This is a genomic window from Pseudomonas sp. FSL R10-0399, from assembly GCF_009600165.1.
Taxonomy (GTDB): domain Bacteria; phylum Pseudomonadota; class Gammaproteobacteria; order Pseudomonadales; family Pseudomonadaceae; genus Aquipseudomonas; species Aquipseudomonas helleri.
Map to the genome: position 1 here is coordinate 1 of NZ_WIWK01000141.1, position 13,992 is coordinate 13,992.

The following is a 13,992-nucleotide window of genomic DNA, read 5'->3' on the forward strand; positions in this document are numbered from 1 at the left end:
GGCCAGCGGCATGGTGCCGTTGGCCTTGGGCACGGACACCGGCGGCTCGATCCGGATTCCGGCGGCGTTGTGCGGTGTGGTCGGCTTCAAGCCGTCCTATGCTGCCGTGCCACTGGAAGGCGTATTCCCGCTGTCGTCCAGCCTCGACCACGCCGGGCCGATTGCCAACTCCGTTGAAGACGCGCGTCTGCTGTTCGAAGTGTTATCGGGCAAGGCATGCGCGGCGACAGCCACTGAACCACGTGCAGTACGGGTTGGCTGGATCCGCTCGGGCAGCTTCGGCCCGGTCGACGTTGCAGTGGATCAACAGGTTTACCAGGCGGCCAAACAGGTGTTTGGCGATACCTTACACGAAGTGACGGAATTGGCCGCCATGGCTGCCGGCATGAAAGAAACCTTGCTGATGCTGCAACGCGCCGAGGCTTACGACGTGCATGCCGAGCGCATGCAAGAGGCGCCGCAATTGTTCGACCAAGAAGTGCGCGAGCGCCTTGAACTGTCGCAAGAAGTTCGCGGCTGGCAGTACATTCGTGCCCAGCGGGCCCAGCAGCAGTATCAAGCGCAGATGGAACGGTTATTCGAAGACTATGACCTGCTGGTTTCGCCCTGCGTACCGATCATCGCCCCGCCAGTGAATGCACGGGAAACACCTGTGGACGAGCAACTTATCGACGTCCGCGCCGCCGTGCTCAGCTACACCAGCCCCTGGAATCTCACCGGCCTGCCCGCAATCAGCCTGCCAGCAGGGCAGGTGAGAGGCCTGCCCGTGGGCCTGCAAGTGATTGCAGCGGCGGGTGAAGATGAGCGTTTATTGCAGTGGCTGGCCCATCACATCCCCACATAACCCCAAATCCCTGTAGGAGCGAGCTTGCCTCGCGATCTTTTGATCTTGAAAAGATCGCGAGGCAAGCTCGCTCCTACAGGGTGAACTGCCTCACCCCGCGATATACAACCCGCCATTCACATGCAGCACTTCCCCGGTCATGAAGCTTGATCCGTCACTGCACAAAAAGGCGATGACAGAGGCGATTTCACTCGGCTGGCCGAGGCGTTTGAGCGGGGTTTGTTCCACCGAATCGCTGCCACGGGTGGCGATAAGGCTTTGTGTCATCGGGGTTTCGATAATGCCCGGCGACACCGCATTCACCCGAGTCTGTGGCCCCAATTCACGGGCCAGTGCGCGAGTCAGGCTCAACAGGCCGCCTTTGGAACTGCCGTAGTGGGCGTTGGAATACGCACCTCGGTGCGCCGCCACAGAGGTCAGGTTAACAATGGCGCTGTTGGCGCGCAGGGCCGGGATGGCGCGGCTGCACAGGTAAAACACGCCGTCGAGGTTGATGCCCAAAGTCTGGCGCCATTGCTCGTCGGTCATTTCGCGAATCGGTTGTGATTGGTACAGCCCGGCAGACGGCACCAGAAAATCAATCCCGCCAAAGCGCTCGACCGCCAGTTGCACCGCTTTTGCCGAGTCATCCGGGTCGCCTGCGTTCATGCGCAAGGTGGCCACACGCTCACCCTGTGGGTCCAGCGTACGGGCGAAGTCCGCCAACCCTTCACCGTCCAGATCCGTCAGCACCATCGACGCGCCGTATTGATAAAACAGCTTCGCCACTTCGCGGCCGATGCCACCGTTGGCGCCGGTCAACAGCAAGACGCGGTTGTTGAAGTCATACATGAGCAGTGTCTCCAGAGAGGGCAGGGGTCAGTGGCCGAGAATGCGCGCAACGTGTTCAGGCTGCAGGTCAACACCGAGGAAGCGGCAGATCTGCATCACCTGCCCGTAAATCATGTGCTGTCCGGGGTGAGTGCGGCAGCCGCGCTCGCGTGCCGCCGCCAGCAGCGCGGTGCCGTCGGCGCGCATCACCGCTTCGCAGACCAAAGCGCCTGCTCGCAAGGTGTTCGGATCGAGGGGCAGGGGATCATCGTCCTTGAGGCCCAGCGAGGTGGCGTTGATGACCACGTCGTAGTCCTGCGCATTGCCGTCACTGATAACCAGATCGAGCGCAGGAAACTGTTTTTGCAGACGCTCCAGCAACGCTTGCGCACGGGCCGGTGAACGGTTGTAGAGGGCCAGTCGTGCAGGTTTTTGCTGGGCGAGGGACCAGGCAATAGACTTGCCCGCGCCTCCCGTACCCACCAGCAACACGCGTTTGCCAACAACTGTATGCCCCTGTTGGTGCAGACCGGCCAGCATGCCTTCGCCATCAAAATTGCCGCCCGTGAGGCGCCCGGTTTCAGGGTCGATGCGGATGGAATTCACCGAACCGACCTGGCGGGCGATGTCGGTCAGGTCGTCGCAGTATTCAAGGATGCTTTCCTTGTACGGGATGGTAACGACCAGTCCTTGCATGTTGGCGAAGCCGCCAACGCCACCCAGCACCTTTTGCAGGTTTTCGGCGTGCACGTGCAGGGGTACGCAAACCACATCCAAACCTTGGTTGGCCGTACTCTGATTGATGACTTGCGGGGTTTTTACATGGGCGATCGGATCAGCAACGATGCCGATCAAACGCGTTTGGCCAGTGATCATGAGGATTAACCTGTCTGACATTTGTTTTTGTTGTCTGACAGGATGGTAGGAGGCTTCCCTTTTCAGTGTCAAGGGTGCTGCAGGAGGATCAGTCCTGCAGGTACATGTCCATGCGTTTGGCGGCATTGCGCAGATGACGCTCGGCAGCTTCGCCCGCCCGCACCGGATCGCGCGCCTGAATGGCCTGGAAGATGGCCTGGTGTTCGTCCTGCACCGCCTGGATCAGCTCGTTGTAGATCGCCGCCGTGTTGCTGCGGGCCTCGCGAATCAGGCGCCGGACACTGTGATCGAGGTATTCATTCAGCGATTTGAAGTGCGGGTTATGGGTGGCCGCGACAATCGCCTGGTGGAAGGCATAGTCCTCTTCATCGCCCAGTTGGTCGTTGACCATGGCGTATTCCATGCCGACCAACGCCTGGCGAATTTTCTTCAGGTCTTCCGGGGTATGACGCAACGCCGCAAGGCGCGTGGCGCCCACCTCGATGGTGATTAGGAACTCGAGGATGTGCAGCAGCGAGTCTTCTTCGTCGAGCGACACTTCATTGAGGCGGAAGGCGTGACGCTCGCCGCGCTTGGCCACGAAAGCGCCTTTGCCTTGCTGGGTGGTGATCAGTTCTTCGAACTTGAGTTGCGACAAGGCTTCGCGCACCACCGCCCGGCTGACCGAAAACTGTTCGCACAACTGCCGTTCGCTGGGCAGTTGATCGCCGGTGGCCAGCCGCCCGGAGTGGATTTCGCCACTGAGCCAGTTGACGATTTCCATTGGCAAGGGCTGGTTGCTTTGTACGTTAACGCTTTTCATTGTGAGTCCTCTGCCGCGAGGCAGCGCGGGTACGGGCATAAGTGATTGGCTGAGAATAGTGAATGAATGGGCTGTGGTCTTACAAGTTTAGAAATTTTTTTATCGGCTCAAGCCTGCACATTTCAAGGTGTTTGAGTGAATCAATCGGAAATAAATGCACTTTTTCACCCGTGGGTGCTTTGACTTCGGCGCAGCGTTGTCGTAATTTTCGCCAACTGGTCTGACATGTTGATGATGATGTTCGACCAGATCGTACATAAAAATAAAAAACGAGGCTTCCATGCACACAAAGACCACGCTGCGTCTGCTCACCTTCGGCACGACCCTGCTCGCCGGTATCGCCTGCGCTGATCCTTTGAAAGTAGCGTTGGTCGAGACCCTGTCGGGACCCTCCGCTGCCACCGGGCAAATGTTCCGGGCCGCCACGCGCTTCCAGATCGACCGCCTGAACGCTGAAGGTGGCTGGAATGGCGAACCCATCCAGCTGCTCGAATTTGATAGCCAGGGCACCCCGGCCGGCGCTTCTGAAAAACTCAAGGCCGCGATTGGCAGCGGCGCACAAATGATCGTTCAGGGCGCCTCGTCAGTGGCGGCCGGGCAAATCACAGAAGATGTGCGCAAGTACAACTTGCGCAACAAGGGCAAAGAGGTCGTGTTCCTCAATGTCGGCGGTGAGGCCCTGGAACTCACCGGCAGCAAATGCCACTTCTACCACTTCCGCTTCAACGGCAATGCGCCAATCCGGGTCAAGACCCTGGTGGCAGCCATGAAAGAAGCCGGCACCCTGGGCACTAAAGTCTATTCCATGAACCAGAACTACAGCTGGGGCCAGGACATGGAAAAGGCCATCACCGACAATGCCGCAGCGGGGGGTTATCAGTTGGTGGGCAAAAGCCTGCACGACACCCAGAAAGTCCAGGATTTCGCCCCTTACATCGCCCGTATCCAGGCCTCTGGCGCTGAGACCGTGCTCACCGGTAACTGGGGCAACGACTTGCTCTTGCTGATGAAAGCCAGCCGTGCGGCGGGCCTCAAACTGCGCTTTGGCACCGCCTTCCTCGATCAGCCAGGCAACCTGGCTAACGCCGGTGATGTTGCGTTGGGGCATTACGTTTCGCACCCGTTCAACATTGAAGCCGCAGGCGAGCAGGGCGAGAAGTTCGCCACCGAGTACCAGGCCAAGACCGGGCACCTGCCAGCCTATATCGAGCCGCAAACCGTGTTCGCCTTGCAGATGGTGGGCAATGTGCTGAAAACCTTGCCGGCAGAAGACGGCCGCCTCAACACCCGCAGCTTCGCCCTGGCCCTGGAAAAAGCCAGCGACAGCAACCCGCTGGGTGCCGTGCGCATGCGCGCCGAAGACCACCAATTGCTGATGCCATTCGTGGTGTCGGTGGTTTCCAAAGATGCGCGCTACAAGGTTGACGGCACCGACATGGGCTTTGTCCCGATCAAGTCGTTCAGCGCCGATGAAGCCGCAGCGCCGGTGCAAACTGACTGCCGCATGCAAAGGCCCGACTGACGCCGCCTGGCGTGCCACCCGGCACGCCTTTTTGTCCATCGCGAACGCTGGAGTCGCCTATGGAATTCCTCACAGTTTCACTGCTTAACGGCGTGATCTACGGCCTGCTGCTGTTCATGGTTTCAGCTGGCCTGACGCTGATCTTTGGCATGATGGGCGTGCTCAATTTCGCCCATGCCTCCTTTTATATGGTGGGCGCCTACCTGGCCTACACCCTGCAAAAATACGTCGGCTTTGTCGGCGCGGTGCTGCTTTCGACCGTGCTGGTGGGGCTGATCGGGGTGATTGTCGAGCGCTTCTTCCTGCGCCGCGTACACAAGTACGGGCACGCCCACGAACTGCTGCTGACCTTTGGCCTGACGTTCATCATTGTTGAGCTGATCAAGTTGTTCTACGGCAACTTCTCGGTGGAATACCGGGTGCCGGAGTTCCTCAACTTCGCCGCGTTCCAGGTGTTCAGCACCGACTATCCGTTTTACCGGCTGCTGATGGGCATTGTCTCGCTGCTGGTATTTGCCCTGATCTATCTGCTGCTGACCCGCACCCGGGTCGGCATCGTGGTGCGCGCAGCAATCCATCGTCCACAAATGGCCGAGGCCCTGGGGCATAACGTGCCGCTGGTGTTCATGGCGGTGTTCGGCATTGGCGCGGCCCTTGCCGGGCTGGCCGGTGCACTGGCGGGCGCCTTCTACACCACCAATCCGAACATGGCGCTGGAGCTTGGGGTGATTGTGTTTGTCGTGGTGGTGGTCGGCGGTTTGGGCTCAATGGCCGGGGCGATGGTGGCCTCGCTGTTGATCGGCCTGATCTCATCCTTCGCCGTGGGCGTGGACCTCAGCCTGGCTTCGGTGTTCGGCCTGTTTGGCGCCGGTGAATGGGCCCGGCAAATGGGCGGTTTGATGACCCTCAAAGTGTCCAGCGTCGCGGCCACCATTCCATTTGCGCTGATGCTGCTGATTTTGCTGATCCGGCCGTCCGGGTTAATGGGCGAGAAGGGGTAGACCATGAAACTCACAAAAATCCTGCTGCTGGTCTTGCTGCTGGCCCTCGTCGTGGTGCCCGCTGTTGTACCGGCGTCGATGGTCAACGCGGCCATTCAAATGCTGATCGCGGCCTTGTTTGCCTGTGCCTTTAACCTGCTGTGCGGGCAGGGCGGCATGCTTTCGTTTGGCCACGCGGCGTACTTTGGCGTCGGCTCGTTTGCCACGCTGCACGCGATGAACGCGCTCAATGGTCATGGCCTGCTGCCAACACCATTGCTGCCGCTGATCGGCGCCCTGGGTGGTTTTATCTGCGGGGTGTGTGCGGGCTGGTTCGCGACCAAGCGTGCCGGGGTGTACTTCTCGATGATCACCCTGGCGCTGGCCGAGTTGCTGCACTCGCTGGCTCCGCACCTGAGCGCGCTGTTTGGCGGTGAAGCGGGTATTTCGTCCATGCGCAGCCCGGCGTGGGGCCTGGATTTTGGCGATGCGACCCAAGTCTATTACCTGACCCTAGTGTGGGTGGTGATGTCGATTGCCTTACTCTACGCCTTCACCCTGACGCCCATGGGCCGCCTGACTTTCGCCCTGCGCGAGAACGGCCACCGGCTGCAATTTCTCGGCTACAACGTGCACCGTTTGCGGGTGCTGGTGTTTGCCCTGTCAGCGATGTTTTCCGGGATCGCCGGCGGCTTGCAGGCCCTGAACCTGGAGTCGGCCAACTACGTGCTGTTCGACATGCACTATTCCGCAGAGGTGGTCCTCAACACCTACATTGGCGGGGTCAACGTGTTTCTCGGGCCGGTTCTGGGCGCGGCCTTGATGACCTTTTTTGGCAACGCCGCCTCCGACCTCACTCAATCCTGGTTGCTCTATCAGGGCCTGTTGTTCGTGCTGGTGATGATGTTTATGCCCAGCGGTCTGGCCGGGCTGGTGCTGGCCTGGAGTGCGCAGATCCGGCGCAACGGCTGGCTGGCAGTGATCCCTGCCGCCGTGACGGCGTTGCTGACGGCTGCGCTGGTGAGCCTGGCCGTGGTGTTTGCCATCGAAACCTTGCAACGGGTGTTCAGCCAGGATTACCAGGCGCTGCTGATTGCCGGTCAGCCGTGGCCCGCCATCAGCCTGTTTGGCCGCGACTGGTTGCCCGGTTCGCCACTGACCTGGGCCATGCCGCTGCTGCTGGGCCTGGCCGGGTTGTTGATGCTCAAACTGGCACGGCGCCAATGGCTGCGACTGCTGGACGATGAACACGGGTCCAAACCTGCCGCACTCACGCTGCAAGCCGAAGGAGATGCCCCATGAGCCGCGCGATTCTGCAGTTACACGACGTGCACAAATCCTTTGGCGAGGCCCACATCATTCGCGGCGCAGAGCTTGAACTGCGCGACGGCGAACGGCATGCGGTGATTGGCCCCAACGGTGCGGGCAAGTCGACGTTGTTCCACTTGATCTCCGGGCAGTTGCAGCCCACCAGCGGCAAGATCGTGCTGGGCGATACGCCGATTCAGGGGCGCTCGCCGGAGCACATCAACCATTTGGGGCTGTCGCGCTCGTTTCAGATCACCAACATTTTTCCGGGGCTGACGGTGTTCGAAAACCTGCGCATTGCCGTCATGCGCAAGCACCACATGCAGTACCACTTCTGGCGCTCGGTCCAGCGTTACCCCGAGGTGCGCGAGCAGACCGAAAAGCTGCTGGAGCAAGTGCGACTGCAAGACAAGCAAAGCGTGTGCGCGGCGGAGCTGTCTTACTCCGAGCAGCGTGCACTGGAAATCGGCATGACTCTGGCCAGTGACCCGCGGGTGATCCTGCTCGACGAGCCCATGGCGGGCATGTCTCACGAAGAAACCGACTACGCCTTGCAACTGATTCGTGAGGTGACCCAAGGCCGTTCTTTGCTGATTGTCGAGCACGACATGGACGTGGTGTTTTCACTGTGCGACCGCATCAGCGTGCTGGTGTACGGCCAAGTCATCGCCACCGGTACGCCGGATGAAATCCGTGCAGATCGCCGGGTACAGGAAGCCTATCTGGGTGAGGAGCAATGCGCATGAGTGCGACCCCGCAAAACCTGCTGTCGATCAGCGACCTGCATGTGCATTACGGCAAGAGCCACGTGCTGCACGGGGTCAACCTCAACATCGGCCACAACGAAGTGGTCAGCTTGCTGGGGCGCAATGGTGCCGGGCGCTCCACCACCATGAAAGCGGTGATGGGCCTGGTGCCAGCCAGCGCGGGCAGCATCCAGCTGGCGGGCCGTGAATTGACCGGGCTCAGGCCGTACCGGGTCAGTCGGGCCGGGGTCGGTTATGTTCCGGAAGAGCGCGAAGTGTTTGCCAACCTCAGCGTCGAAGAAAACCTGCGCATGGGCCAGCAAGAGCCGACGCCGGGCGCCACGGCCTGGACGGTCGAGCAGATGTTTGAGTTTTTCCCGAGGCTGCGGGAGCGCCGCAACACCGGCGCGGGCAACCTGTCGGGCGGCGAGCAGCAAATGCTGACCTTGTGCCGTTCGCTGCTGGGTTGCCCGAAAGTGCTGCTGATCGATGAGCCCACCGAGGGCCTGGCGCCGAAGATCGTGGCGGTGGTGGCCGAGGCCATTCGCGACATCCACCACCGCGGGGTGTCGATCCTGCTGGTGGAGCAAAAGCTGACCATCGCCCTGAAGGTGTCCTCGCGGGTTTGCGTGATGGGCCACGGGCAGATTGTTTTTGAAGGCACGCCGCAAGCGCTGACCGACGACCCCGATTTGATGAAGGAGTGGCTGGCGGTCTAGAGCGCCAGCCGCAACATTCAACCCGGCAGGTTCGCCTGCCAATTCCCCCCGACGGTATGGCGAAACACGCGTTCGCCAGGGGTTTCTGCGTCTTAAATCCAACAGGAAAAACAATAAAAATGAACCTGAACAAATACATCGCCGCACAACCCCTGCTGTTGCTGAGCGCCTTGCCGGGCCTGGTTCTGGCGCAGGAGCATGGCTTTATCGAGGACGCCACGGCCAACGTGCTGATGCGTAACTTCTACTTCAACCGCGACTTTCGTGACAGCAACGCCAGCCAGGCCAAGAGCGAGGAATGGGCCCAGGGCTTTCTGCTCAATGCGCAGTCGGGCTACACCCAAGGGCTTGTGGGGGTGGGCGTAGACCTGATCGGCCGCCTCGGGGTCAAGCTCGACAGTGGTGGTGTGCGTGCGGGCACGCTGTTGCTGCCTGCCGACGGCAAAGGCTCGGCGGATGACTTTTCCAGCCTGGGCGCGGCGCTGAAATTAAAGATGTCAAAGACCGAACTGAAAGTCGGTGAACTGCTGCCCAGCCTGCCGATCCTCCAATACAACGACGCGCGCCTGCTGCCGCAAACGTTTCAGGGGGCGATGCTGACCTCCAAAGAAATCACCGGCCTGACCCTGAATGCCGGGCAGATGCGCTCCTTCACCCAGCGTAATTCCAGCAACCGCGAAGACATGTTTATCGATGGCCGCGCCTTCGCCACCTCTGATCGTTACAACTATTTGGGCGGTGAATACCGCTTCAACCAGGAACGCACCATGGTCGGCCTGTGGGGCGCCGAGCTGGAGGATATTTACCGGCAGCGCTTTATCCAGTTCACCCACAAACAACCCGTGGGCGACTGGACCCTGGGCACCAATATCGGCTTGCTCGACTCAGAAGAGCAGGGCGATGCCAAGGCCGGCAAAATCGACAACCGCTCGTTCTTCACCACCCTCAGCGCCGCCCATGGCGGGCACACGGTGATGGCTGCCTGGCAGCGCATGTATGGCGACGACGGGACCATCTGGCTCAGCCCGACCACCACTGTGTTGCCCAGCGATGTTCAGGTGCGCAATTTCGCCTCCGCCCAGGAAAAAGCCTGGCAACTGCGTTACGACTACAACTTTGTCGCCATGGGCATCCCGGGGCTGACCACCTTTGTGCGTTACGTCAGTGGCGACAATGTACTGGTGGCGGGCAGCAACACAGGCAAGGAATGGGAGCGCGACTTTGACGTGTCGTACGTGATCCAGAGCGGCCCTCTGAAAAATCTTGGCCTGCGCTGGAGAAACGCCATGGTGCGCTCCAGTTTCGGCCCGTCAGTGGACGATAACCGCCTGATCGTCAGCTACAGCCTCGCGCTGTTTTGATCGGCAAGTTGACTGATCCGGTAACAATTTCCTTTGACAGAGCCCTTACTGCGGGTTAATTTTTCGTCACTGGTCTGACAAGTTAATTTAAATGTATGACCAGCTATAAAAATAAGCGAGAACCTCATGTCCCATTCAGATAGTTCTGCACCTGTTTTCCAGCACAGCGCCTATGCCGGTATCCAGGACAACGTGGTGGTGGTCACCGGCGGCGGCAGCGGCATTGGTCTGGCCCTCGCCAAAGGCTTTGCGCGCAATGGCGCACATTTGCTGCTGATCGATATCAACGCTCAGGCCATGGCCGATGCCAAGGGCGAGCTCCAGCAAGAATTCCCTGAGACCCGGGTTGAATGCTTCGAGGCGTCGGTGACTGACGAAGACGCCATTGACGCAGCCTTTGCTCACGCCAAGGCGTGCTTCGGGCGCATTGATGTGCTGCTCAACAACGCCGGTGTTTCCATCAACAAACCGTCCCTCGACATTACCCCGGCCGAATGGCGCCGGGCCGTAGAGATCAACTTCAGCAGCGTGTTCATCTGCGCCCAGGCGGCTGCCCGGCACATGATCGAGCAGCAGGCGGGCGTGATCATCAACACCTCGTCGATGTGGGGCGTGTCGCACTCCGCAGAGCGCACCGCGTACTGCTCGACCAAAGCGGCGGTGGTGTCCATGACCAAATGCCTGGCCGTCGAGTGGGCGCGCCACGGTATCCGCGTCAACGCCATCGGGCCTGGTTACACCCGCACTCCGCTGGTCGATGAGCTGCAACGCGCAGGCCGTCTGGATGTTGACGCCTTGAGCAAGCGCACGCCGCTGCACCGCCTGGGTGAACCGGGCGAAATGGCCGAGCTGGCGCTGTTTCTGGCCTCTGGCAGCGCGACCTTCATTACCGGGCAAATCTACGTCTCGGACGGCGGCTGGACCGCTAACGGTTTCTAGCTTTCCTTCGTTGTGCCGGCCCGCAGGGGCCGGTCGCTTTGAGTTCTTTGTGGAGAAGTAAACATGCCGAATAGTGTTGCCTTGTCGCCGGCATCGCCGTGGGTCGAGCTGAGTACCACCGACGCCGACTGGAAGCAGGCCGACCCCGCGCTGCTGGGCACCATGCTCAGCCAGTTGCACCTGATCCGGGCTTTTGAAGAAACCGTACTGGAACTGGCCGGCGAAGGCCTGGTGCACGGTCCGGCGCACTCCAGCATCGGTCAGGAAGGCGGCGCGGTCGGTTCGATCGTGCCGCTGGGTGCGGCAGATGAAGTCAACGGTTCACACCGTGGCCACCACCAGTTTCTGGCCAAGGCGCTGGTCTACCTGATGCCCGAAGGCATTGACCCGAAAGCGCCGATCAACCCGTCGATCCAGAATTTGCTGCAACGCACCCTGGCAGAAATCCTCGGCCTGGCCCAAGGCTTCTGCAAAGGCCGGGGCGGCTCCATGCACCTGCAATGGGCCGAGGCGGGCGCCCTGGGCACCAACGCGATCGTTGGCGGCGGTGTACCGTTGGCGGCGGGCGCAGCCTGGGCCCACCGGCATGCGCAGACCGACACCGTGGCGGTCACCTATTTCGGTGACGGCGCGGTCAACATCGGTTCGGTGCTGGAAACCATGAACCTGGCGGCGGCCTGGAAGTTGCCGCTGTGCTTCTTTATCGAGAACAACCTCTACGCCGTGTCGACCACGGTGGACGAAGCCACCGCCGAACCGCGCCTTTCGGCCCGCGGCCTGGGCTTTAACATCCCGAGCTGGAAAGTCGACGGCATGGACCCGCTGGCGGTGTACCTGGCCATGCAACAAGCGCTGGCGCACATGCGTGCCGGCAATGGCCCGACCGTGATCGAAGCCGACGTATACCGTTTCTTCCACCAGAATGGTCCGTTCCCCGGCAGCGCCTTCGGTTATCGCAGCAAAGAAGAAGAGCAACACTGGCGTGCCCGTGACCCGCTGGACCGCCTGGCCACTGAAATGAAAAAACGCGCGCTGATCGACGATGCCGGTCTGACCGCGCTGCGTGAAACCATCAAGGCGGCGATGGCCGAAGCAGCGACGCAACTGCTTGAAGCGGACCCGTCCGGCAAGCCGGGCAAGCGGCGGATTCGCCCCGAGCTGTGGCCGGCAGCGGACTTTCGTGACGTGGGCATTCGTGGCGACCTCAGCGAGCTGGCCGATGCCCGCACCTGCGAGCAAGCGAGCTACAGCGGCGCCCTGGAAAAACGCAAATTCATCGACGCGATTGCCGATGTGATGAACCGGCGCATGGAAACCGACGACAGCATCGTGGTCATGGGCGAGGACGTGCATCGCCTCAAGGGCGGCACCAACGGCGCCACCCGTGGCTTGAAAGATCGTTTCCCGGAGCGGATTCTCGGTACGCCCATCAGCGAAAACGCCTTCTGCGGCCTCGGCGGCGGGATGGCCCTTGATGGCCGCTTTAAACCCGTGGTGGAGTTCATGTACCCGGACTTTATGTGGGTGGCCGCCGACCAGGTGTTCAACCAGATCGGCAAGGCCCGGCACATGTTCGGCGGGCAAAGCGACGTGCCCTTGGTACTGCGCACCAAAATCGCCATGGGCACCGGCTACGGCTCGCAGCACTCCATGGACCCGGCGGGCATTTACGTGACCAGCCCCGGCTGGCGCATCGTCGCCGCGTCGACGCCGTTTGACTACATCGGCCTGATGAACACCGCGCTGGCCTGCAAAGACCCGGTGCTGGTGATCGAACATGTCGACTTGTACAGCCAGACCGGTGAAGTGCCGACTGACGACCTGGACTACCAGATCCCGTTTGGCACCGCCGCCATTCGCCGCGAAGGCCGCGAGCTGACCATCCTGACTTACCTGAGCATGGTCGGGCATTCCCTGGAAGCTGTGGAGCAGACCGGCATCGACGCCGAAGTCATCGACCTGCGCTTTCTCGACCGCGCCAGTTTTGACTGGGCCACGGTAGAGGCGAGTATCCGTAAGACCAACAACGTGCTGATTGTCGAGCAGGGCGCTCGTGGCACCTCCTACGGCGGCTGGCTGGCAGACGAACTGCAACGCCGTTGCTTCGACTGGCTCGACCAGCCGATTCAGCGGGTTACCGGCGGTGAAGGTTCGCCGAGTATTTCCAAAGTTCTGGAGCGTGCCGCCAGTGCCCGCACCGAAGAAGTGGTTGAAGGCCTGCAACAGGTCATTCGCGAAAAAGGAGCACGTCCATGAGCGTCAACATGCTGGTTCCAATGGAAGTCGGTATCTGCTGCGTCGACCTGCCGGCCCTCAGCCGGTTCTATCAGGACGTGCTGGGCTTTACCTTTGTCGCCCAGGTGCAAATGCCCGCCGCCGCTGCGCAGCGCGTAGGGCTGAGCGAAGGCGGTTACAGCGTGGTGCGCTTGCAGACGCCTTACGGCGAGCGGATCAAATTGCTTGCCCCGGAGCGCACGCCCACCCGGCATGTCGACGGGTTGATCCTCGACCGCCAGAACGCCAGTTACCTGACCTTTATCGTCGAAGACATCGCCAGTCTGGTCGCTGACCTGAAGCGCGCCGGTGCGAGCTTTTTCGCCGGTGATGAGGCGATCCAGCTGCGTCCCGAGGTGAAAGCGCTGTTTTGCCGCGATCCGGAAGGCAACGTGCTGGAGTTGGTCGAGTACGCCGACATCGCCGCCTACCGTCCTGACCTTTTCAACCACCGGAGTGCCTGATGGCCAAGCTCTTGCACATGCCCGAGGTGTCGGCCAACGCGACCCACGCCGCCATCCAGAATTGGGCCATCAAAGAAGGCGAAACAATTGCCGTGGGCGATTGCATCGCCGAGATCGAAACTGAAAAAGCCCTGGTAGAACTGGCCGCTGAAGAAGAGGGCGTGCTGGGTAAAATCCTCGTCGAGGCGGGCCGCGAAGTGGAAGTCGGCTCGCCTATCGGTGTGTTGTTTGCCAAAGGTGAAAGCAACGTCGACATTGCGGCGTTGCTGGCCAAGGCGGGCGCGCAACAGACTGCACCCGCGCCGGTAGCCGATGAGGCGCCTGTCGTACCTGCGCCTGTCGCTGCG

The 13,992-nt window shown here is 61.0% G+C and carries 14 protein-coding genes; 11 read left to right on the plus strand and 3 right to left on the minus strand.

All coding sequences use genetic code 11. The annotated features are described in order from the left end of the window. A partial coding sequence (locus GHO41_RS26025; protein WP_178126587.1) for an amidase occupies positions 1 to 844 on the plus strand: 844 nt, incomplete at its 5' end. Between the two features lie 90 nt (positions 845 to 934). Here the strand turns inward: GHO41_RS26025 and GHO41_RS26030 are convergent. The 3 genes from GHO41_RS26030 to GHO41_RS26040 form a co-directional block, all read right to left on the minus strand. Next, entirely contained in the window at positions 935 to 1,675 is a 741-nt protein-coding gene (locus GHO41_RS26030) for an SDR family NAD(P)-dependent oxidoreductase (protein ID WP_048369288.1), read from the minus strand. Positions 1,676 to 1,702: 27 nt separating this feature from the next. Further along, positions 1,703 to 2,530, minus strand: coding sequence for a shikimate dehydrogenase (locus tag GHO41_RS26035; protein WP_218580283.1), 828 nt, complete (start codon positions 2,528 to 2,530; stop codon positions 1,703 to 1,705). Positions 2,531 to 2,618: 88 nt separating this feature from the next. Next, positions 2,619 to 3,332 carry a FadR/GntR family transcriptional regulator gene (locus GHO41_RS26040; protein WP_048369286.1) on the minus strand — a complete coding sequence of 238 codons (714 nt, stop codon included), beginning with the start codon at positions 3,330 to 3,332 and terminating at the stop codon, positions 2,619 to 2,621. A gap of 280 nt (positions 3,333 to 3,612) precedes the next feature. Here GHO41_RS26040 and GHO41_RS26045 point away from each other — a divergent pair, with 280 nt between their 5' ends. From GHO41_RS26045 to GHO41_RS26090, 10 genes are all read left to right on the plus strand, one after another. Further along, on the plus strand, positions 3,613 to 4,854 hold the full coding sequence (locus GHO41_RS26045; protein ID WP_153435049.1) for a branched-chain amino acid ABC transporter substrate-binding protein: 1,242 nt from the start codon (positions 3,613 to 3,615) through the stop codon (positions 4,852 to 4,854). 59 nt (positions 4,855 to 4,913) lie between these two features. Next, positions 4,914 to 5,855 carry a branched-chain amino acid ABC transporter permease gene (locus GHO41_RS26050; RefSeq protein ID WP_048386914.1) on the plus strand — a complete coding sequence of 314 codons (942 nt, stop codon included), beginning with the start codon at positions 4,914 to 4,916 and terminating at the stop codon, positions 5,853 to 5,855. Between the two features lie 3 nt (positions 5,856 to 5,858). Then, positions 5,859 to 7,136, plus strand: a complete 1,278-nt coding sequence (locus GHO41_RS26055) for a branched-chain amino acid ABC transporter permease (RefSeq protein ID WP_153328615.1) — start codon at positions 5,859 to 5,861, stop codon at positions 7,134 to 7,136. Then, positions 7,133 to 7,888, plus strand: a complete 756-nt coding sequence (locus tag GHO41_RS26060; RefSeq protein WP_048369283.1) for an ABC transporter ATP-binding protein — start codon at positions 7,133 to 7,135, stop codon at positions 7,886 to 7,888. The genes GHO41_RS26055 and GHO41_RS26060 overlap by 4 nt, the downstream gene beginning before the upstream one ends. Further along, the gene (locus tag GHO41_RS26065) at positions 7,885 to 8,607 is read left to right on the plus strand and encodes an ABC transporter ATP-binding protein (RefSeq protein ID WP_153328611.1); all 723 of its coding nucleotides are present in this window, start codon (positions 7,885 to 7,887) and stop codon (positions 8,605 to 8,607) included. The genes GHO41_RS26060 and GHO41_RS26065 overlap by 4 nt, the downstream gene beginning before the upstream one ends. A gap of 119 nt (positions 8,608 to 8,726) precedes the next feature. Next, positions 8,727 to 9,968: an OprD family porin gene (locus tag GHO41_RS26070; protein WP_153435050.1), complete on the plus strand. Its 1,242-nt coding sequence runs from the start codon at positions 8,727 to 8,729 to the stop codon at positions 9,966 to 9,968. Positions 9,969 to 10,094: 126 nt separating this feature from the next. After that, positions 10,095 to 10,907 (plus strand): SDR family NAD(P)-dependent oxidoreductase, encoded by an 813-nt coding sequence (locus GHO41_RS26075; protein WP_153328607.1) that lies wholly within the window; start codon positions 10,095 to 10,097, stop codon positions 10,905 to 10,907. A gap of 63 nt (positions 10,908 to 10,970) precedes the next feature. Further along, positions 10,971 to 13,163, plus strand: a complete 2,193-nt coding sequence (locus tag GHO41_RS26080) for a thiamine pyrophosphate-dependent enzyme (protein WP_153428554.1) — start codon at positions 10,971 to 10,973, stop codon at positions 13,161 to 13,163. Next, entirely contained in the window at positions 13,160 to 13,645 is a 486-nt protein-coding gene (locus tag GHO41_RS26085) for a VOC family protein (protein WP_153328603.1), read from the plus strand. Before GHO41_RS26080 ends, GHO41_RS26085 begins: the two co-directional genes overlap by 4 nt. Then, positions 13,645 to 13,992 (plus strand): biotin/lipoyl-containing protein (locus GHO41_RS26090; protein WP_305977946.1); only part of this gene is annotated, 348 nt, incomplete at its 3' end. The genes GHO41_RS26085 and GHO41_RS26090, both read left to right, overlap by 1 nt.